This is a genomic window from Thioalkalivibrio sp. HL-Eb18, assembly GCF_000364985.1.
Classification (GTDB): Bacteria; Pseudomonadota; Gammaproteobacteria; order Ectothiorhodospirales; family Ectothiorhodospiraceae; genus Thioalkalivibrio.
On record NZ_KB822971.1, the window covers coordinates 64,611 to 84,634 of the forward strand.

At 65.1% G+C, this 20,024-nt stretch carries 17 protein-coding genes; all 17 read left to right on the forward strand.

Annotated elements, in window-relative coordinates:
• Window positions 1–73: 73 nt before the first annotated feature.
• The 17 genes from F813_RS0109965 to galU all read left to right on the forward strand — a co-directional run bounded on the left by F813_RS0109965 (window position 74) and on the right by galU (window position 20,024).
• Window positions 74–2,404 (forward strand): DNA internalization-related competence protein ComEC/Rec2, encoded by a 2,331-nt coding sequence (locus tag F813_RS0109965; protein ID WP_017926426.1) that lies wholly within the window; start codon window positions 74–76, stop codon window positions 2,402–2,404.
• A gap of 12 nt (window positions 2,405–2,416) precedes the next feature.
• Window positions 2,417–3,493: an S-methyl-5-thioribose-1-phosphate isomerase gene (gene mtnA / locus F813_RS0109970; protein ID WP_017926427.1), complete on the forward strand. Its 1,077-nt coding sequence runs from the start codon at window positions 2,417–2,419 to the stop codon at window positions 3,491–3,493.
• Window positions 3,494–3,634: 141 nt separating this feature from the next.
• Complete coding sequence (gene gyrA, locus F813_RS0109975) at window positions 3,635–6,241, forward strand: DNA gyrase subunit A (protein WP_017926428.1); 2,607 nt, start codon at window positions 3,635–3,637, stop codon at window positions 6,239–6,241.
• Window positions 6,238–7,323, forward strand: coding sequence for a 3-phosphoserine/phosphohydroxythreonine transaminase (gene serC, locus F813_RS0109980; protein WP_017926429.1), 1,086 nt, complete (start codon window positions 6,238–6,240; stop codon window positions 7,321–7,323). Before gyrA ends, serC begins: the two co-directional genes overlap by 4 nt.
• A 37-nt stretch (window positions 7,324–7,360) precedes the next feature.
• Window positions 7,361–8,524, forward strand: a complete 1,164-nt coding sequence (locus F813_RS0109985) for a 3-phosphoglycerate dehydrogenase family protein (protein ID WP_017926430.1) — start codon at window positions 7,361–7,363, stop codon at window positions 8,522–8,524.
• A gap of 60 nt (window positions 8,525–8,584) precedes the next feature.
• Window positions 8,585–9,643, forward strand: coding sequence for a prephenate dehydratase (pheA, locus tag F813_RS0109990; protein WP_017926431.1), 1,059 nt, complete (start codon window positions 8,585–8,587; stop codon window positions 9,641–9,643).
• 297 nt (window positions 9,644–9,940) lie between these two features.
• Window positions 9,941–11,098: a histidinol-phosphate transaminase gene (hisC, locus tag F813_RS0109995; protein WP_017926432.1), complete on the forward strand. Its 1,158-nt coding sequence runs from the start codon at window positions 9,941–9,943 to the stop codon at window positions 11,096–11,098.
• Window positions 11,095–11,976, forward strand: a complete 882-nt coding sequence (locus tag F813_RS0110000) for a prephenate dehydrogenase/arogenate dehydrogenase family protein (RefSeq protein ID WP_017926433.1) — start codon at window positions 11,095–11,097, stop codon at window positions 11,974–11,976. Before hisC ends, F813_RS0110000 begins: the two co-directional genes overlap by 4 nt.
• Window positions 11,977–11,979: 3 nt before the next feature.
• Complete coding sequence (gene aroA / locus F813_RS0110005) at window positions 11,980–13,284, forward strand: 3-phosphoshikimate 1-carboxyvinyltransferase (RefSeq protein ID WP_017926434.1); 1,305 nt, start codon at window positions 11,980–11,982, stop codon at window positions 13,282–13,284.
• The gene (gene cmk, locus F813_RS0110010; RefSeq protein WP_017926435.1) at window positions 13,281–13,988 is read left to right on the forward strand and encodes a (d)CMP kinase; all 708 of its coding nucleotides are present in this window, start codon (window positions 13,281–13,283) and stop codon (window positions 13,986–13,988) included. Before aroA ends, cmk begins: the two co-directional genes overlap by 4 nt.
• Window positions 13,989–14,070: 82 nt before the next feature.
• The gene (gene rpsA / locus F813_RS0110015; protein ID WP_026148244.1) at window positions 14,071–15,741 is read left to right on the forward strand and encodes a 30S ribosomal protein S1; all 1,671 of its coding nucleotides are present in this window, start codon (window positions 14,071–14,073) and stop codon (window positions 15,739–15,741) included.
• 34 nt (window positions 15,742–15,775) lie between these two features.
• Complete coding sequence (locus tag F813_RS0110020; RefSeq protein ID WP_255324803.1) at window positions 15,776–16,138, forward strand: integration host factor subunit beta; 363 nt, start codon at window positions 15,776–15,778, stop codon at window positions 16,136–16,138.
• Between the two features lie 5 nt (window positions 16,139–16,143).
• Window positions 16,144–16,461, forward strand: a complete 318-nt coding sequence (locus F813_RS0110025) for a lipopolysaccharide assembly protein LapA domain-containing protein (protein WP_012982613.1) — start codon at window positions 16,144–16,146, stop codon at window positions 16,459–16,461.
• Window positions 16,462–16,748: 287 nt separating this feature from the next.
• Window positions 16,749–17,975: a tetratricopeptide repeat protein gene (locus F813_RS0110030; protein ID WP_026148245.1), complete on the forward strand. Its 1,227-nt coding sequence runs from the start codon at window positions 16,749–16,751 to the stop codon at window positions 17,973–17,975.
• Window positions 17,976–17,998: 23 nt separating this feature from the next.
• The gene (gene pyrF / locus F813_RS0110035) at window positions 17,999–18,730 is read left to right on the forward strand and encodes an orotidine-5'-phosphate decarboxylase (RefSeq protein ID WP_017926439.1); all 732 of its coding nucleotides are present in this window, start codon (window positions 17,999–18,001) and stop codon (window positions 18,728–18,730) included.
• Window positions 18,731–18,793: 63 nt separating this feature from the next.
• On the forward strand, window positions 18,794–19,078 hold the full coding sequence (locus F813_RS0110040; RefSeq protein ID WP_017926440.1) for a ComEA family DNA-binding protein: 285 nt from the start codon (window positions 18,794–18,796) through the stop codon (window positions 19,076–19,078).
• A gap of 55 nt (window positions 19,079–19,133) precedes the next feature.
• Complete coding sequence (galU, locus tag F813_RS0110045) at window positions 19,134–20,024, forward strand: UTP--glucose-1-phosphate uridylyltransferase GalU (RefSeq protein ID WP_017926441.1); 891 nt, start codon at window positions 19,134–19,136, stop codon at window positions 20,022–20,024.

Sequence of the window (20,024 nt, forward strand, 5' to 3'; positions counted from 1 at the left end):
GGCGTGCATCCTACCTGCTAGGACTGGGCCCTGGGGAGAGGATTCCAACTCTTCCCGGAGGAGACTGCGCGCCATGATGGCCGTAGTGCTGGGGTTGATCGCCGGCGTGTGGGGGCTGCACCAGCTCCCCGTGCTGCCTGTATCGCTCGACGGCCCACTCAGTGTGCTTCTGCCTGTGGCTGGTGCGCTGGCCGGGCTTGTCTGGCTCCGGGCCGCCCGGCGAGGTTCCCGGTTCGCGTGGCTGCCAGCAGCCTCGTTGGGGTTGCTCGCGGCGGTGTGGCTGGCACTCCCGCATGCGACGGACTGGTCGGACAAGGTAGTAGGTCCCGAGTGGTCGGGGACAGAGGTCTCGGTGCGGGCGCAGGTGGTCAGTTTGCCGGAGCACGGCGAACACCGCAGCCGGTTCCGTGTGAGGGCGTCGGCGATCGAAACGGGCGTCCCGGGGCTGGAGCTGGAAGGCCGCGAGTTGTGGGTCAGTATCTTCCCGGCGCGGCCGGCGATACAAGTCGGTGACTACCTGAGCCTGGACTTGCGCTTGCGTGGTGTGGACGGCCCCCGCAACCCCGGCGGGTTCGATGCGGCGGGCTGGTTCTACCGCGAGGGGATGCACGGCAGCGCCGTCGCGCGTTCCGTTACCCCACTGGCAGGCGAGCAGGAAAGGGCCAGGGCCCGCGTGACCATGCACCGCCTTCGGGCCGCGATGCAGGCTCGTCTCGAACGTGCGGCACCGGAATTGCGTCACCCAGGCCTGGTGCAGGCCCTGATTATCGGCAATCGCCAGGCCATGACCGAGGGAGAATGGCAGGCCTTCCTGCACACGGGAACCAATCACCTGATGGCGATTTCCGGGTTGCATGTCGCCCTGGTTGCGGGGTTTGCCGGTGGCATCGCCGGATGGTTGTGGTCTGGAGTGGCGGCATTAAGGCGGCTGCGGCGGTTGCTGTTTATGGGAGTCGTCGGACTCGGGGCCGCCACGGGCTATGCGGTGCTGGCCGGTTTCAGTATCCCGACGCAAAGGGCCCTGCTGATGCTCGTTGCGTTCACACTGGCGGTGCTGTCGCGTCGGGAGGGTGTCGCCTGGCGCGCCCTGGCCCTTGCTGCGGCCATGGTGCTGATCGTGCATCCGCCGAGCGTGCTGGCCCCGGGGTTCTGGTTCTCGTTCGGCGCGGTGGCGGTGATCCTGCTGCTGTTGCAGGGGCGGGTCGGAACGACCGGCTGGCGCGAAGGCCTGCGGATTCAGTTCGTGTTGGCGATCGCGATGTTGCCGCTCAGCCTGGCCTGGTTCCAGCTGGGGTCCTGGGTCGCACCCGTGGCGAACCTGGTCGCGGTGCCCATGATCACGTTGCTGATCCTGCCGATGTTGCTGGTCGGTGCCTTGCTCGCGTGGGGATGGCCGGCCGCGGGTGGTCTGTTGTTAGGCATTGCGGATAGCCTGCTGGCGCTGCTGGTGATGACGCTTGAGGTACTGGCGGGGATCCCTGTCCTGGTGGATCAGCGCCATGTACCGGTGGCCGCGGCCATGCTGGGCGGCGTGGCCGTTCTCCTGGCCCTGCAGCCGCTCGCCCGGCGATTGGCCCCCTGGATCGCAGTGGCCGCGATCGCCCTGTTGGCGCCGGTGCGCCCGGATCTTGGGGGCGGGCAGTGGCGCGTTCAGGTACTGGACGTTGGCGCCGGGCAGGCCACCATCGTGGAGACCCGACGACACGCGCTGCTGATTGATGCGGGTCCGGGCCGAGAGGGCGGCTTCAGCGCGGGCGACCGGATTGTGGTGCCGGCCTTGCGGGCGAGCGCCATCCGCTCCCTGGACACCCTGATGGTGACGCACGAACACGCCGGCCACGCAGGGGGCGTGGCGGCCGTCCGGGAACAGATTCCGGTGGGGCGCACGCTGCGGCGCACTCCGGTGAGCCATGACACTGACGAACGCTGCAAAAAGGGGGATCAGTGGCACTGGGACGGCGTGCGTTTCGAGGTGCTCCATCCACCACCGGGCTGGAATGATGACTCGTCCGCATCCTGTGTGCTGAGGGTGACGGGGGCGGACGCGACCTTGCTGGTCATGGGCGGGCTGGATGGTCTCGGCGAGGCCGTGATGCGTCGGGACACCGCGGGATTTGCGGTTGATTTGCTGGTGGCGCCGAGGACTTCCAATCCGCGTGCCCTGCAGGACGCCTGGCTCGACCGCTTCCCACCGGGTGAGGTCTGGGCGGCGACGACCGCCGAGGGCGCCGGTCTGCCCGGTGCGGCCCGGAAACGCCTGGACCTACGCGGCATTCCACTGCACGAGACCGGCCGCAGCGGGGCACTGGTCACGAGCAGCGCGCAACTCGACAGCGCTCCGGCGACCGGGCGCCCGCGGCCGCGATTCTGGCAGCCAAAGAGCCCTGACCCAAAAGAGCCCTGATAGAATGATCCCATGACAGAACACCGCTCCGACACGATCCGCCCGATTCGGTTTGAAGACGGCAACCTCTATCTGCTGGACCAGCGTTTGTTGCCGCGCGAGGCCGTGCGCCAGTGCTATACCGATGCCGGCGAAGTAGCGACCGCGATACGCGACATGGTCGTGCGGGGTGCACCCGCCATCGGGATCACGGCCGCGTTCGGGGTGGTGCTGGCCTGCCAGAAGGCCCGTGGCCGCGACGACTGGCGCGAGCGCGTGACCGCGGACATGGATCGCCTGCGAGCCTCGCGGCCCACGGCGGTGAATCTGTTCTGGGCGCTGGACCGGATGGCCCGGGAGGTCGATGCCGCGAGGGATCTGGAGGCCGCCATTGAGGCGACCACGATCGCGGCCCGCCAGATGCTGGACGACGACATCGCGGGCAACCGTCGCATGGGGCGGCACGGGGCTGCCTTGATCGAGCCGGGGGGTGCGGTGCTGACCCACTGCAATACGGGTTCGCTGGCCACCGGGGGCTATGGCACCGCCCTGGGGGTGATCCGCGCGGCCTGGGACGAGGGGCGGGTGACCGAAGTCTTTGCCGACGAGACCCGCCCGTGGCTCCAGGGGAGCCGCCTGACCGCCTGGGAACTGGTGCATGACGGCATCCCGGTGCAACTGCTTTGCGAAGGGGCGGCCGCCAGTCTGTTGCGTTCCGGGCGCGTGGGTTGGGTGATCGTGGGTTCTGACCGCATTGCGGCGAATGGCGATGTGGCCAACAAGATCGGCACCTATGGGCTGGCCCTGCTGGCGCGTGCCCACGGCGTGCGCTTCATGGTCGCGGCCCCGCTGTCGACCATCGATTTCGAGATGCCGGACGGGGAGGGTATCCCGATCGAACAGCGCGCCGAAGACGAGGTGCTGGCGCTCGCCGGGACGCGCGTGGCTGCGGACGGGGCGCGGGCCTACAACCCGGCGTTCGACGTCACGCCGGCGCACCTGGTCGACGCGATCGTGACCGAGCATGGCGTGGTCGAGGCACCGGATCGGGGCAAACTGGCCGCCCTGCGGCGGAAAGCCGTCGCTGGGGACCCGGTTCTTGAGGGCTGACAGCGCCGGATCACGGTGTTTCACATTGGCGCACCCCGGCTGAGAGCTACGGAGGGGCGATTTCAGGCCCATTTGCTAGGTCCCAGTGGTTACCCCTGTGGTATGATCGCGAGCTTGTTCAGACGGACGGCGTAACTCTCGATGGCTGAATTTGCCAAGGAAATTTTCCCGGTCAATCTCGAAGACGAGATGCAGCAGTCCTACCTCGATTACGCGATGAGCGTAATCGTGGGCCGGGCCCTCCCCGATGTCCGTGACGGCCTCAAGCCGGTCCATCGCCGCGTGCTCTACGCGATGCGCGAGCTGGGCAACGACTACAACAAGCCCTACAAGAAGTCGGCGCGTGTGGTCGGTGACGTGATCGGTAAATACCACCCGCATGGCGATTCCGCCGTCTACGACGCGATCGTGCGCATGGCGCAGCCGTTCTCGATGCGCTACATGCTGGCCGACGGGCAGGGCAACTTCGGCTCGATTGACGGCGACTCCCCGGCGGCCATGCGTTACACCGAGGTGCGCATGGCGCGCATCGCGGCCGAACTGCTGGCCGACATCGACAAGGAAACCGTCGACTTCATCGACAACTACGACGGCTCCGAGACCGAACCGGCGGTACTGCCGAGCAAGTTTCCCAACCTCCTGGTCAACGGCTCCGCGGGGATCGCGGTGGGGATGGCAACCAACATCCCGCCGCACAACCTGCGCGAGGTGATCAACGCCTGCGTGGCGCTGATCGATGACCCCGAGATCTCCATCGAGGGTCTAATGGAGTACGTGCCGGGCCCCGATTTTCCGACGGCCGGGATCATCAACGGCGTGGAAGGCGTGCGCGAGGCCTATCGCACCGGCCGCGGGCGGGTGCTGATCCGGGCGCGCTCGCATGTCGAGCCGCTGGAGGGCGGCCAGCGCGAGGCGATCGTGGTCACCGAACTCCCGTACCAGGTGAACAAGGCCCGCCTGACCGAAAAGATCGCCGAGCTGGTCAAGGAAAAGCGTATCGACGGCATTTCGGAGCTGCGCGACGAGTCGGACAAGGACGGCATGCGTCTGGTCATCGAGCTCAAGCGCGGCGAGATGGCCGAGGTGGTGCTGAACCACCTGTACATGCATACGCAGATGCAGAACGTCTTTGGCATCAACATCGTCGCCCTGGTCGATGGCCAGCCGAAGGTGCTGGATCTGCGTCAGGTGCTGGAGGCCTTCCTGCGGCATCGCCGCGAGGTGGTCACCCGCCGCACCATCTTCGATCTGCGCAAGGCGCGTGAGCGCGCCCATATCCTGGAAGGGCTCGCGATCGCGCTGGCCAACATCGACCCGGTGATCGAACTGATCCGGGCCGCCCCCAATCCGGCCGAGGCCAAGGCCGGCCTGCTGGCCCGCAGCTGGCCGCTGGGCGTGGTCAGCGACATGCTGGACCGTGCCGGAGCCAGCGCCTCGCGACCGGAGGACCTGGCGCCAGAATACGGCGTGGGCGACGACGGCTATCGTCTGTCCGAGGCCCAGGCGCAGGCGATCCTCGACCTGCGCCTGCACCGCCTGACCGGGCTGGAACAGGACAAGATCCTCGACGAATACCGCGAGCTGCTGGACCTGATCGAGGACCTGCTCGACATCCTCGGTTCGGGCGAGCGCCTGCAGCAGGAGATCCGCAACGAACTGCTGGCTGTGGCCGATCAGTTCGGCGACGAACGCCGCAGCGAGATCCGCGAGCGTCAGGCGAACCTGACGCTGGAAGACCTGATCGGCGAGGAAGACGTCGTGGTGACGCTGTCGCATGCCGGCTATGTGAAATACCAGCCGGTGGCCGACTATCGTGCGCAGCGCCGAGGCGGTCGCGGCAAGGCGGCCGCGAGCTTCAAGGAGGAGGATTTCGTCGACCGGCTGCTGGTCGCGAACACCCACGACACGGTGTTGTGCTTCTCCAGCCGCGGCCGGGTGTACTGGCTGAAGGTCTACGAGCTGCCGCAGGGCTCGCGAGCCTCGCGCGGCAAGCCGATCGTCAATCTGCTGCCACTGGAGTCCGGTGAGCGCATCAACGCGATCCTGCCAGTCCGCGAATACGACCCGGACCATTACGTGTTCATGGTCACCGCCCGTGGCACGGTCAAGAAGACGCCGCTGACAGACTTCTCGCGCCGCCGCTCGACCGGGATCATCGCAGTGGATTTGCGCGACGATGATTACCTGGTAGATGTGTCGCTCACCGACGGTCAGATGGACGTAATGCTTGTCACCACGGCCGGGAAGGCGGTGCGCTTCTCCGAGAATGACGTGCGGCCGATGGGCCGTACCGCCTGCGGTGTACGCGGCGTGCGCATGGAACCGGATCATCGCGTGATTGCGCTACTGAATGTCGCCGAAGGGGACGCTTTGCTGGCCACCGAGAACGGTTACGGAAAGCGGACTCGATTCGACGAGTTCCCGGTCCACCGTCGTGGTGGCCAGGGCGTGATCGGGATCCAGACCGAGGGGCGCAACGGGCCGCTGGTCGGGGCCGCGCGGGTGCTGGAAGACGACGAGGCGATGCTGATCACCACGGGCGGGACGCTGGTGCGTACGCCGGTGGATCAGATCCCGCTGATTGGGCGCAACACACAGGGCGTGCGCCTGATCCGCATGGACAAGGGCGAGCGCCTGGTGGAACTGGCCCGGGTCGAAAAGCTGCAGGGCGAGGATGAAGACCTGGACAGCGACAGCGAGGGCGACGAACTCACCCAGAACACCATGGACAACGGAGATCCGGAATGAGCCGAGTGCATAACTTCAGTGCGGGGCCGGCGGCGCTGCCGCAGGCGGTCCTGGAACGGGCACGCGACGAACTGATCGATTTCCATGGCGCCGGGATGTCCGTGATGGAGATGAGCCATCGCGGCAAGCCGTTCATGCAGGTCGCCGAGAAGGCCGAGCAGGACCTGCGCAAGCTGATGAATATTCCGGACAATTACAGCGTGCTGTTCCTGCAGGGCGGGGCGACCGGCCAGTTCGCGGCGATCCCGATGAACCTGCACTCGGGCGGGAAACCGATGGACTACATCGACACCGGCGCCTGGTCGGGCAAGGCGATCAAGGAAGCCCAGAAGTTCGGGCCCGTGAACATCGTCGCCAGCTCGCAGGCCAGTGGCTACGCCTCGATCCCGCCGCGCGACAGCTGGAACCTCGACCCGAATGCCGCCTACGTGCACTACACCCCGAACGAGACGATCGGTGGCGTCGAGTTTCACGAGATCCCGGAGGTCGGGGGCAAACCGCTCGTCGCGGATATGTCCTCCACCATCCTCTCGCGCCCGATCGACGTGTCGAAATTCGGCGTGATCTACGCTGGCGCGCAGAAGAACATCGGGCCCGCCGGGCTGACTGTGGTGATCGTTCGCAACGACCTGCTGGACCAGGAGTCGAATCCCAACCTGCCGGCGGTGGTCGACTGGGCGCTGCAGGCGAAAAATGACTCCATGTACAACACGCCGCCGACCTTCGGCTGGTACCTGGCGGGGCTGGTCTTCGAGTGGCTGCTGGAGCAGGGCGGGTTGGAGAAGATGGCCGAGATCAACCAGCGCAAGGCCGAGAAGCTCTATCATTTCGTGGACAACTCGGCGTTTTATCGCAATCCGGTCGAACCGGATGCGCGTTCGTGGATGAACGTGCCCTTTATCCTCGCGGACGACTCCCTGGACGGGACCTTCCTGAACGAGGCCGACGCCGCCGGGCTGTCGTCGCTGAAGGGGCATCGTTCGGTGGGCGGGATGCGTGCAAGCATCTACAACGCCGTACCGGAGAGTGCCGTGGACGCGCTGATTGAGTTCATGGCGGACTTCGAAAACCGCCACGCCTGAGCGCGTTTCCCTGGGGAACCGATCACGGAGGGCCCGGATGTACCGCATACAGACCTATAACAACATTGCCGTACGCGGGCTGGATCGCTTCCCGCGGGACCGTTACGAGGTGGCCTCGGACATCAATCAGCCCGACGCGCTGATGCTGCGCTCGTTCAACCTGCACGAAGTCGAGATCCCGGATTCTGTGCTGGCCGTCGGGCGCGCCGGCAGCGGGGTGAACAACATCCCGGTCGCGGCGCTGTCCGATCGCGGGGTCGCGGTATTCAACGCCCCCGGGGCCAATGCCAATGCCGTCAAGGAGCTGGTGATCGCCGGCCTGCTGCTGGGCGCGCGCAACCTGCTGCCGGCGGCGGGCTATGTGCAGGAGCTGGACCCTAGCAAGGACGACTTCATGGCCGCGGTCGAGCACGGCAAGAAGCGGTTCACGGGCTTCGAACTGCCCGGGCGCAAGCTTGCCGTGCTGGGGCTGGGGGCCATTGGCGTCGGTGTGGCCAATGCCGCCAAGGCCCTCGGCATGGAGGTCGTGGGATTCGACCCCAAGGTCACGGTGGAGAATGCCTGGCGTCTCGATTCCGACATCGAGCGGGCGCGCTCCGTGGAGGCGGCCCTGGAGGGTGCCGACGCGGTGACGGTGCATGTCCCGCTGACCGAGAACACGCGGCACCTGGTGAACGCCAAGGGGCTGGAGGGTATGAACCCGGGCGCGATGGTGCTGAACCTGGCGCGCGAGGGCATCGTCGATGACGAGGCCGTACGCGAGGGACTGGATGCCGAACGGCTGCACGCCTACATCACGGACTTCCCGGTGCCCAACATGCTGGGCCACCCGCGGGTCATCACGCTGCCGCACCTGGGGGCCTCGACGACCGAGTCGGAAGAGAACTGTGCGGTGATGATTGCCGATCAGCTGCGCGACTATCTCGAGAACGGCAATGTGGTCAATTCGGTGAACCTGCCGACCCTGGTGCTGGATCGCAAGGGTGACAGCCGGATCGCGGTGGTCAACCGCAATCTCCCTGATCGCGTGGCGCGTATCTCGCATGTCCTGGGCGAATCCAACCTGAACATCCTGCACCTGATGAACGATTCCCGCGGGGATCTGGCGTATACGCTGCTGGACGTGGACGGGAAGCCCGATCCGTCCACGCTGGAGGCGTTGCTGCAGATTGATGGCGTGCTGCGCGCGCGGGTGCTGTAGATCGTGACGAAGAAGGGGCCATCGCCGAAAGCCGCTACGGGGCCGGAAGACCTCGGGTCCTTGCGCAACCGCATCGACGAGCTCGACGGGCAGTTGCTGGAGCTTCTCAGCGAACGCGCTCGCTGCGCCGAGGCGGTCGCGCGGGTCAAGCGCGATTTCGAGCCGAACCCGGTGTTCTACCGACCGGAGCGCGAGGCCGAGATCCTGCGGCGCGTGCGCGAAGAAAACCCCGGACCCTTGTCCGGCGAGGCGGTGGTTCGGCTGTTCCGGGAGATCATGTCCGAGTGTCTGGCGCTGGAACATCCGCTGACGGTCGCCTATCTGGGCCCCGAAGGGACCTTTACCCACCTGGCGGCGCGCAAGCACTTTGGTCACGCGGTGGAGACAACCCCGCTGACTTCGATCGATCAAGTGTTTGGGGCGGTGGAAGCGGGGCGAGCGCAGTTCGGCGTGGTGCCCATCGAGAACAGCTCCGAGGGTGTCGTCACGCATACCGTGGACTGCTTCCTCGACTCGCCGCTGCAGATTTGCGGCGAGGTCGTGACGCCGATCCATCATCATCTTCTGGCGCAGGCCGAGGACCTGAGCCAGATTCGCCGTGTCCGTGCGCACGCCCAGGCGCTGGCCCAGTGCCGGCAGTGGCTGGATACCCACCTGCCACACGCGGAACGCGAGGCGGTGTCCTCCAACGCGCGGGCGGCTGAGGTGGCTGCCAAAGACCCGGAAAGCGCGGCGATCGCCAGCCGCGTGGCCGCCGAGCACTATGGCGTTCCGCTGCGGGTGCAGCATGTCGAGGACCGCGCCGACAACACCACCCGCTTCCTGATTATCGGCACTGCGGCGACCGAGCCGAGTGGTGCCGACCGGACCTCGATTATGCTCAGCACCGCGAACCGGCCAGGATCGCTGTACGCGCTGCTCAAACCGATCGCCGAGGCCGGCATCAGCCTGACCCGGATCGAGTCGCGCCCCTCGCGCTGCACCCAGTGGACCTATGTGTTCTTCCTGGATCTGGTGGGCCACCAGAAGGATCCGGCAATCCGCGATTGTCTGGAACAGCTGCGACAGACCGCCGATACCGTCAAGGTGCTGGGGAGCTATCCTCAGGCCGCAACCTGAGGGGAACACTGACTCATGCACACGCTCGCGTTGATACCCCAGGTTTCCCGAGACAAGGCGCGGTACGCAGCGGGTAGTGGTTCTACCCGCCCGTTGTTGATTGATTCGGGGCGCAACGCAGGATCGGGGAACCTGGGGTACCAACCCCAAGCGGCTCGGTCGCTTTTGCGCGGGAACGGCGTTGCGGTTCCTTTGTGCAGAAAGACTGCACGGCAGTCACCGCGCCTTGTTCGCACGCAAAAGCGACTCGAGCGCGAGCGCGTGCATGAATCCGTGTTCCCCTAATCGAGGCATTCCATGGCTTCACGCAACCCCGTGTCCGACCAGAACCCGGGTGGCTTTGATGCCGCCGCGCTTGCCGTGGATGGCGTTCGGGGCCTGACGCCCTATCAGCCGGGCAAGCCGATCGCGGCGCTCGAGCGGGAGCTGGGCATCCAGCAGGCGATCAAGATGGCCTCCAACGAAAATCCACTGGGGCCCTCGCCCCAGGCGGTGGAGGCCGCACGCGCGGCGATGAGCGAGGCCCATATCTATCCCGATGGGGCAGGCTTCGAACTGAAGGCGGCGCTGGCTGCCCGGCATGGTGTCGATGCGGATACCATTACCCTCGCCAATGGATCCAACGAGATCCTGGAGCTGATTGCGCGGGCGTGGCTGGCGCCCGGAAGGGCCTCGGTCTTTTCGGCTCATGCCTTTGCGGTTTACCCGCTGGTTACCCAGGCGGCAGGGGCCGAGGCACGGGTGGTGGAAGCACTGCCTGCGACCGACCTGGAACAGCCCTACGGGCACGATCTGGCGGCGATGCGGAAAGCGGTGGATGAGACCGTGCGGGTGGTGTTCTTGGCGAATCCGAACAACCCGACCGGCACCTGGGTCGGACGTGCGTCGCTCGAAGCCTTTGTAGCGGCGATGCCGGCCACCACGCTGGTGGTGATCGACGAGGCGTATGCGGAATATGTCGAGCAGGAAGACTATCCCGACACCACCCAGTGGGTCGCGCGCTACCCGAATCTGATCGTGACCCGCACGTTTTCCAAGATTCAGGGCCTTGCCGGCCTGCGCCTGGGATACGCGATCAGTTCGCCCGCGGTCGCGGAACTGCTCAATCGCGTGCGCCAGCCGTTCAATGTGAACGCGGTCGCGCAGGCCGCGGGCCTCGCCGCGCTGGGGGACTCCGCCCATATCGAGCGTTCGGTGCGCGTCAATCGCGAGGGCCTGGTACAGCTAGAAGAAGGTCTGCGCGAACGGGGATTGCGCGTGATCCCGTCGGTGGGCAACTTCATTACCTTCGACACCGGACGTGATGCGGGGCCGGTATACGAGGCGCTGCAACGTGAAGGTGTGATCACCCGCCCCGTAGAGAACTACGGGCTGCCGGGGCATCTGCGGGTGACGGTCTCCACGGCCCAGGACAACGAACGCTTCCTGCAAGCGCTGGATCGGGCGCTGGGATGATCGAGCGGCTGGTCATCTTTGGGGTTGGTCTGATCGGTGGCTCGCTCGCGCTTGCCCTGCGCGAGGCAGGTGCGGTACGCGAGGTCGTGGGCTGTTCGCGCAATGCGGACAACCTGCGCGAGGCCGAACGTCTGGGCGTGATTGACCGCTGGACGACCTCGGTGGCCGAGGCCGCGGAAGGGGCGGATATCGGCGTACTGGCAGTGCCGCTGGGGGCAATGGGCCCGCTGGCACGCGATCTGGCTGGCTGCTGGCCGGAAGACAGCCCGCTGACCGACGTCGGCTCGAGCAAGCAGGCCGTGATCGACGCGGTGACCGAGGGCTTTGGCACCACGCCGCGCCAGTTCGTGCCCGGCCACCCGATTGCCGGGACCGAGAAGAGCGGGGTAACGGCCGCGTTTCCCGGCCTCTTTCGGGACCGGCTGGTGATCCTGACCCCGGCGGATGCGACCAATCCGATGGCCAGCGACCGCATCGCACAGATGTGGCAGGCGACCGGTGCGCGGGTGGAGTTCATGACACCCGCCCATCACGACCGGGTCCTCGCGGCCACGAGCCACCTGCCGCATGTGCTGGCCTACACGCTGGTGGCGTCGCTGTCGGATATGAGCGAGCGCGACGAGATCTTTCATTATGCGGCGGGCGGGTTTCGCGACTTCACCCGTATTGCCTCGTCGGACCCGGTGGTCTGGCGCGATATCTGTCTGGCCAACCGCGCGGCGATCCTCGAGGTGATCGAGCGCTACCAGGGCGACCTGGAGCAGCTGCGCGGGATGATCGAGTCGGCCGACGGGCCCGCGATCGAAGCACGTTTTCGCCATGCAAAGGAAACCCGGGATCGCTTTTGTGACCCGGCGGATGCACAACTGGATACCTGAAACATGAACACCTTTACCGTACAGCCGGGGGGCACGCTCTCCGGCGTGGCCCGTGTGCCGGGCGACAAGTCCATTTCCCATCGCTCGATCATGCTGGGCGCCCTGGCCGAGGGCGAGACACGTGTCAGCGGCTTTCTCGAAGGGGCCGATTGCCTGGCGACGCTGGAGGCCTTTCGCGCGATGGGCGTGCCGATCGAGCGCAAGGGGCCCGGCGAGGTCGTGATCCAGGGGCAGGGCCTGCATGGCCTTCAGGAGCCGGACGGCCCGCTGGACATGGGAAACTCGGGCACCGCGATGCGGCTGCTGTGCGGGGTCCTCGCCGGGCAGGCTTTCGACAGCGAACTGATTGGTGATGAATCCCTGACACGTCGCCCGATGCGCCGGGTCACCGACCCCCTGGCGCGCATGGGGGCGCAGATCGAGACCAGCGAGGCGGGTACTCCGCCCTTGCGCATACGGGGGGGAGCACCTCTGCGGGGTACCGACCATGTACTGCAGGTAGCCAGCGCCCAGGTAAAGTCCGCGATCCTGCTTGCGGGGCTGTGGGCAGAAGGGAAAACCTGTGTGACCGAGCCCGCGCCCACCCGGGATCATACCGAGCGCATGCTGAATGGCTTCGGCTGCGTGGTAACGCGGGATGGCCCGAAGGCCTGTGTTACCGGGGGCGGGCGCCTGCAGGCGAGTTCGGTGGATGTCCCCGCGGACATCTCCTCGGCCGCCTTCTTCCTGGTGGGGGCGAGCATCGCGACGGGGTCGCAGATGCGCCTGGCGCATGTCGGGATCAATCCGACCCGAACCGGTGTGATCGACATCCTGCGTCTGATGGGCGCGGATATCCGCGTGGAGAACCAACGCGAAGCCGGGGGTGAACCGGTGGCCGATATCGAGGTGCACGCCGCCCCCCTCAAGGGGATCGAAATCCCGACCGAGCTGGTGCCGCTGGCGATCGACGAATTCCCGGCCATCTTTGTCGCAGCGGCCTGCGCCGAGGGCGAGACGGTACTGACCGGCGCGGAAGAGCTGCGGGTCAAGGAGAGCGATCGCATCCAGGTGATGGCGGATGGCCTTCAGGCGCTGGGCGTGCAGTGCACGGTACAGCCCGATGGTATTCGCATCCAGGGCGGCGAGGGCTTCTCCGGCGGGGAGGTCGACAGCCATGGCGACCACCGCATCGCGATGTCGTTCGCGATGGCGGGGCTGCGCTCCAGTGCCCCGATACGCATCCGTGACTGCGCAAACGTGGCCACGTCGTTCCCGGGGTTTGTGGATCTCGCCCGAACCGCCGGCCTGGCACTGGAGGCGGCATGACAGGAACGATCCCGGTGCTCACGATCGATGGCCCCGGTGGGGCCGGCAAGGGGACGGTATGCATGCGTGTCGCCGCCGCGATGGGCTGGCACCTGCTCGACAGTGGGGCCCTGTACCGACTGCTGGGCCTGGCTGCTCGCCAGCATGGGGTGGAGCTGACGGACATCGAAGGCCTTGAGCGCCTGGCCACCGCCCTGGACGTCAGCTTCGAGATCGACGGCGATGCGACACGGGTGACAACCCTGCTCGAGGGGCAGCCGGTGGACGTTCTCCTGCGGACCGAACAGGCCGGTTCCGATGCCTCGCAGGTCGCCGCGCTGCCCGCGGTGCGTGAGGCCTTGCTGGATCGCCAGCGTGCGTTTGTGCAGACCCCGGGACTGGTCGCGGACGGGCGTGACATGGGCACCGTGGTGTTCCCGGACGCGGACCTCAAGATCTTCCTGACGGCCTCTGCGGAGGAGCGGGCACGCAGGCGTTACATGCAGTTGAAGGAACAAGGACTTAGTGCTAATCTTTCCGCCCTTCAGGACGAGATGGAGGCGCGCGACCGCCGTGACCGCGAGCGCAGCGTGGCCCCCCTCAAGCCCGCCGAAGATGCCTGGGTGCTGGATACCACAGAACTCGACATCGTCAGCGTGGTGGACATGATCCTGGAGCGCCTCCGGGACGTACTCCCGGAAAAAAGCCCCCGAATCGAGGGATAGCCTCGAAGCGGGTTCATTAACGTTCAAACCCTCTTGCAGGAAGTTTCTTCAAGAGTTTGTTTAATCACAGGTTTTTAAATCCATGAGTGAAAGTTTCGCGCAACTGCTCGAAGAGAGCATGGCCTACACCCAGATGCAGCCGGGTGCCATCCTCAGTGCCACCGTCATTGAGGTCACCCCGGATGTGGTCGTGGTCAATGCCGGCCTGAAGTCCGAGGGGGTCATCCCCACCGAGCAGTTCATGAACGACGAGGGTGAGCTCGAGGTCAAGGTCGGCGATGTCGTCGAAGTGGCCCTCGAAACCCCGGAAGACGGTTTCGGCGAGACGCGCATGTCGCGCGAGAAGGCCAAGCGGGCCAAGGCCTGGGATCGTCTTGAAGGTGCGATGGAGGAAGAGCAGTACGTCACCGGCAAGATCTCCGGCAAGGTCAAGGGCGGCTACACCGTCGAGCTGGGAGACATCCGGGCGTTCCTGCCTGGTTCACTCGTGGATGTACGTCCGGTGCGCGATACCGCGTACCTGGAAGGCAAGGAACTGGAGTTCAAGCTCATCAAGCTGGACCGCCGCCGCAACAACGTGGTCGTGTCCCGCCGCGCCGTGGTCGAGCAGGAATACAGCGCCGAGCGCGAAGAGCTGCTGAAGAACCTGCAGGAAGGCGCGGTCGTGAAGGGTATCGTGAAGAACCTGACCGACTACGGTGCGTTCCTGGATCTGGGCGGCATCGACGGCCTGCTGCACATCACCGACATGGCCTGGAAGCGCGTGAAGCATCCGTCCGACGTGGTCGAGATCGGCCAGGAAGTCGAGGTCAAGGTGCTGAAGTTCGACCGTGAGCGCATGCGTGTCTCGCTGGGCCTGAAGCAGCTGGGCGAGGACCCGTGGGAGAACATCACCCGCCGTTACCCGACCGGCACCCGCATCTTTGGCAAGGTCACCAACATCACCGACTACGGCTGCTTCGTGGAAATCGAAGACGGCGTGGAAGGCTTGGTGCACGTGTCCGAGATGGACTGGACCAACAAGAACGTCAACCCGGGCAAGGTCGTGGCTATCGGCGACGAGGTCGAGGTGATGATCCTGGATCTGGACGAAGAGCGCCGCCGCATCTCGCTGGGCATGAAGCAGTGCCAGTCCAACCCGTGGGACGACTTTGCCGCCAACCACAACCGTGGCGAGAAGGTTCGTGGCCAGATCAAGTCGATCACCGACTTCGGTGTGTTCGTCGGCCTGGACGGCGGCATCGACGGCCTGATCCATCTGTCCGACCTGTCCTGGCACGAGGCTGGTGAAGAGGCGATCCGCAACTTCAAGAAGGGCGACGAGGTCGAGGCCGTGGTGCTGTCGGTGGATCCGGAGCGCGAACGTATCTCCCTGGGCCTGAAGCAGCTGGACCGCGATCCGTTCTCCAACTTCGTGGCCGAGCACACCAAGGGCAGCATCGTGAAGGGCACGGTCAAGGAAGTGGACGCCAAGGCAGCGGTGATCGAACTGGCTGACGGCATCGACGGCATCCTCCGTGCCGCTGACATCTCCCAGGACCGTGTGGAAGATGCGCGTACCGTGCTGAACGTCGGCGACGAGGTTGAGGCCAAGTTCATGGGTGTGGACAAGAAGACCCGTGCGATCAGCCTGTCGATCAAGGCCAAGGACCGCGCCGAAGAGGCCGAGATGGTCTCCGACTACTCCGCCAGCGGCAGCGCGACGACCTCCCTGGGCGATCTGCTGAAGGAACAGATGGGCAAGAACGACTAAGTCCGTCACAATAAAGTCCACGGTGTCCGTACGGATGCCGTGGACTGTTTTTTTATCCGCGTATTGCGGATCTCTTTCTTCTGTCTGTGACGAGCGTCAGATGACCAAATCGGAATTGATCGAGAGCCTCGCCCAGAAATCGCCTCACCTGCCCGCACGGGATGTCGAGATGTGCGTGAAGGCGTTGCTGGAACGGATGAGTCAGGCCCTGGCGCATGGCCAGCGGGTCGAGATTCGTGGCTTCGGCAGCTTCTCCCTGCATTTCCGCCCGCCGCGTCTGGGACGCAATCCCAAGACGGGGGAAGGGGTGGCACTACCGGGCAAGCATGTCCCGCATTTCAAACCCGGCAAGGAACTGCGCGAGCGGGTCAATAACCCCGCGGTTGTCGACGAGTAATCGGCATGTCCGATCGACGGCGCCAGCAGGTCCGCAACGCAGTCGCGTTTGCCTTGCTGATCCTGATCTCTTCGGCGATCGGTATCCTTGTAGTGTTCAACGAGGGCCAGGTGACCCTGAGTCTCCCATGGGTCGACGTGCAAGCGCCCCTGGTAGTCCTGCTGGGCATTTCCGCGCTCGTCGGTGTGGTCGTTACGGCTGCAATCCTGCTTCTCCGTATCCGCCGACTGAACCAGAAGGTGGCGGACCTGCGCGCGGAGAATCGCGCGCTGAAGACCGAGGTCGAGCAGATGCGAACGGCCCCGATGCGAGATTTTTATTAGAGAAATGCAGATTACTGTGCATACCCGCGCTGGAGTCCCATTTGCCCGCGCGCACAGTGCGGCCGGTGAAGGCTAGCCTTGAGGCACAAGCGACGCGCCATGTCTTCCGCTCCGTCCGAGAATCGATCGACCGTATGGTTGGGATGGCCCGTTTCTTTTCCTGTGAACGCTCTTTCTTTGATCACCCGATGTGACACGATCGCCCAGCCCGGCCCGACCCGTGGCGTATGCTGTATGGCGTGGAAAAGGGTATGCCTGGCGGCGTTGTCCGGGCCCAGGGGCGTCTTGTGATCAACGACTGGTTCTGGCTGTTGTTGCCCGTGGCGGCGGCAAGCGGCTGGTGGGTAGCCCGTCGGCTCCACCCGGAAGATCAGGGGGATCAGGAACCCTCCCTTCATCGCTACCTTGAGGGCGTCCGCTATCTTCTGGACGACCGTACCGATGATGCCTTGCAAGCGTTCATCGAAATGGTGGAGGTGGACCACGAAACCTTTGAGACCCATGTGATTCTTGGACGCCTGTTCCGGCGTCGAGGCGAGGTCGATCGGGCGATCCGCATCCATCAAAACCTGGTGGCGCGTCCTTCTCTGAAGGATGAGCAGCGGGCCCAGGCGCTGAACGAGCTGGGGCAGGACTTTTTGCTGGCCGGCGTGCTCGATCGGGCCGAGGCGGTCTTCCGCGAACTTGCGGATTCGCCGCATCAGGCGGTGCCGGCCCTGAAGGGTCTGCAGCATGTGTACGAAACTCAACGTGAATGGGAGCGTGCGATCGAGGTCGGCACGCGACTGAAATCGCACAATGTGCCGAATGAACACCTTCGAATCGCGCATTATCACTGCGAGTTGGCGACCATCGCGCTGGAACATGGTGACCGCACAACCGCTTCTGAGCGCTCGGTACACGCAGAAGAGCTGGTCCCGGGGCTGTCGCGTGCGTTGCTGATCAAGTCCGAGATCGCTGAGCGTGAAGACCGCATCGCCGATGCAATTGCATACGGCCGGGAGGCCGTGGCCCGCACGCCGCCGCTGGCACCCCTGGTTGTGCCGCGCCTCGAACGCCTGCACCAGGCGTTGCCAGGTGAGAACCGCCTTGGGCAGCTGGAGCAGACCCTGGAAGATCTGGCGAACAGCCGAGGGATCACCGTGGCGCGGATCGCATTGATGCGGTTGTACCGTCGCACCGGGCGGCTGGATGCCGCACTTTCCGAACTCGGGATGATCCTTTCGCAACGCCCGGTGCCGACATCGGGTTTGCTCGAGGCCGTGCGCTGGATGAAGATTCTTCCCGCAGTGCAGGAATATAGCGTGGAGTTCGCCGCGTTCGAAAAAGCACTTTCGGATCAACTCGGCAGCCAGCATCTGTACCAGTGCATGAACTGCGGCTACCAGGGTCGAGCGCACGTCTGGCAATGTCCGAGCTGTCGCCGATGGGATACCCTGCGGGGGCTGGATTTTGAACTCGATGCCTCTACCGAGGAGGCTGAAGATGCGCTGGTCCGCGAAGGGACGCGCTGAAACCCATTCAATCAGGAAGAGCCATGCGAGCCGTCGTTCAGTCCCCAGCCCCGCGTCTGATCGTGGCACTCGACTTTGCCGATGCCGACAGTGCCATACAACTGGCGCAGCGTCTCGATCCGTCATTGTGCGCTCTGAAGGTCGGGTTCGAGCTGTTTGTTGTGGCCGGGCCCGATCTATTGGGCAGATTGCACGATCTCGGCTTCCGGGTATTCCTCGATCTCAAGTTTCACGATATCCCCAACACAGTGGCCGCCGCCTGCCGGGCAGCGGCGCGAACCGGGGTGTGGCTGGTAAATGTGCACGCCAGTGGCGGCTTGCAGATGATGCAGGCGGCGCACGAAGCGGTCCGCGAGGTCAATGATCACACCGCTGTTCTGGCAGTTACGGTTCTGACCTCCAGCGACGCCCACACGCTGCGCGAGATTGGCGTTCAGCGCAGCCCGGAGGCCCAGGTGCGCCTGCTGGGCAATCTGGCCATCGCGCGGGCTGGGCTGGAGGGTCTGGTGTGTTCTGCGCAGGAGGCAAGTCTTCTGCGTGAGGAGCTGGGCTCTGGCCCGATGCTGGTGACCCCCGGAATCCGGCTTCCGGACGCCGAAGGAGACGACCAGCGCAGGGTGATGACACCGGAGAACGCGATCAAGGCCGGTGCCAGCGCCATTGTGGTGGGTCGACCCATTACCCGGGCAGCCGATCCGGCGGCAGCTGCGACCGATTTCGCACATCGCCTGGAGAGGGTTTTCCAGAGCCACTGATCCCGTTAGGATGACCTTGGCGCAAGGGTTGCGCCGGTTATCACTCAACATGGAGCAGTTAACATGAAAAATGCCATCTACTGTGTGAAATGCTGGTTCTTCGCCGCCTTGTGCGTGTTGCCGCTGGCGCTGGTCACGGCGTCGGGCGGACAGGCGCCGGTGAACGTGAACTCGGCATCGGCGGATGAACTCGCGACGCTGGAGAACATCGGCCAGGTCAAGGCCGAGGCGATCGTTGAACATCGCGAGGCCCACGGTCCGTTTGCCTCGGTGCAGGCGCTGACGGACGTATCCGGCATCGGCGAGCGCACGGTGGAGATGAATCTCGACCGTATCGAGGTCGAGTAGCCCGATCGAGGACGACGGGGCCGATCCCCGTCGTCTTTTCCCACCTGGAGTCAGGATGAACCCGAATACGCCACCGATCCGTACCGCTGTTTTTCCTGTCGCGGGCATGGGCACCCGCTTTCTTCCGGCCACCAAGGCCAACCCCAAAGAGATGCTCCCGATCGTCGACAAGCCGCTGATTCAGTATGCAGCGGAGGAGGCCGTGCGTGCGGGTATCGAGACGCTGGTATTTGTGACCGGGCGCAACAAGCGTTCCATCCCCGATCACTTCGACAAGGCCTACGAGCTTGAAACGGAGCTCGAAGAACGCGGCAAGACGGAGATGCTGGAAAAGGTGCGCAATATCGTGCCGTCCAACGTGACCTGTGTGTACGTGCGCCAGGCCGAGGCCCTGGGTCTGGGACACGCGGTAGCCTGCGCGCGGCCGGTGGTACGTAACGAGCCCTTTGCAGTGATCCTGGCGGACGACCTGATCGAGGAAGAGCAGGGCGGTGCCACGAAACAGATGGTCGAGGCCTTTAACCAGCATGGATGCAGCGTACTGGGCGTGGAAGAAGTACCGGCGGACCGTACCCATCAGTACGGCATCATCGACCCGGTGCAAACCGGCCCACGCACCTGGGACGTACGCGGGATTGTGGAGAAACCGCAGCCCGCGGACGCGCCCTCCAATGTGGCGGTCGTGGGCCGCTATATCCTGACCCCGCGCATCTTCGAGCTGCTGGCGGAGCAGGAGCCTGGGGCTGGGGGCGAGATCCAGCTGACCGACGCAATTGCGAAGTTGCTTCAGGAAGAGCGCGTAACTGCCCTGAATTTCGAGGGTCGTCGCTTCGACTGCGGAAGCAAACTGGGCTATCTGGAGGCGACTGTGGAGTTCGCGCTGATGCACCCGGAGCTGAAGGATGACTTTGGCGCCTATCTGAAATCCCGCGCCAGCGCCTCCTGA

Coding starts and splice junctions, on each gene's coding strand:
- F813_RS0109965 (WP_017926426.1), top strand. CDS start 74: ATGATGGCCGTAGTGCTGGGGTTGATCGCCGGCGTGTGGGGGCTGCAC.
- mtnA (WP_017926427.1), top strand. CDS start 2,417: ATGACAGAACACCGCTCCGACACGATCCGCCCGATTCGGTTTGAAGAC.
- gyrA (WP_017926428.1), top strand. CDS start 3,635: ATGGCTGAATTTGCCAAGGAAATTTTCCCGGTCAATCTCGAAGACGAG.
- serC (WP_017926429.1), top strand. CDS start 6,238: ATGAGCCGAGTGCATAACTTCAGTGCGGGGCCGGCGGCGCTGCCGCAG.
- F813_RS0109985 (WP_017926430.1), top strand. CDS start 7,361: ATGTACCGCATACAGACCTATAACAACATTGCCGTACGCGGGCTGGAT.
- hisC (WP_017926432.1), top strand. CDS start 9,941: ATGGCTTCACGCAACCCCGTGTCCGACCAGAACCCGGGTGGCTTTGAT.
- F813_RS0110000 (WP_017926433.1), top strand. CDS start 11,095: ATGATCGAGCGGCTGGTCATCTTTGGGGTTGGTCTGATCGGTGGCTCG.
- aroA (WP_017926434.1), top strand. CDS start 11,980: ATGAACACCTTTACCGTACAGCCGGGGGGCACGCTCTCCGGCGTGGCC.
- cmk (WP_017926435.1), top strand. CDS start 13,281: ATGACAGGAACGATCCCGGTGCTCACGATCGATGGCCCCGGTGGGGCC.
- rpsA (WP_026148244.1), top strand. CDS start 14,071: ATGAGTGAAAGTTTCGCGCAACTGCTCGAAGAGAGCATGGCCTACACC.
- F813_RS0110020 (WP_255324803.1), top strand. CDS start 15,776: ATGCCGTGGACTGTTTTTTTATCCGCGTATTGCGGATCTCTTTCTTCT.
- F813_RS0110025 (WP_012982613.1), top strand. CDS start 16,144: ATGTCCGATCGACGGCGCCAGCAGGTCCGCAACGCAGTCGCGTTTGCC.
- pyrF (WP_017926439.1), top strand. CDS start 17,999: ATGCGAGCCGTCGTTCAGTCCCCAGCCCCGCGTCTGATCGTGGCACTC.
- F813_RS0110040 (WP_017926440.1), top strand. CDS start 18,794: ATGAAAAATGCCATCTACTGTGTGAAATGCTGGTTCTTCGCCGCCTTG.
- galU (WP_017926441.1), top strand. CDS start 19,134: ATGAACCCGAATACGCCACCGATCCGTACCGCTGTTTTTCCTGTCGCG.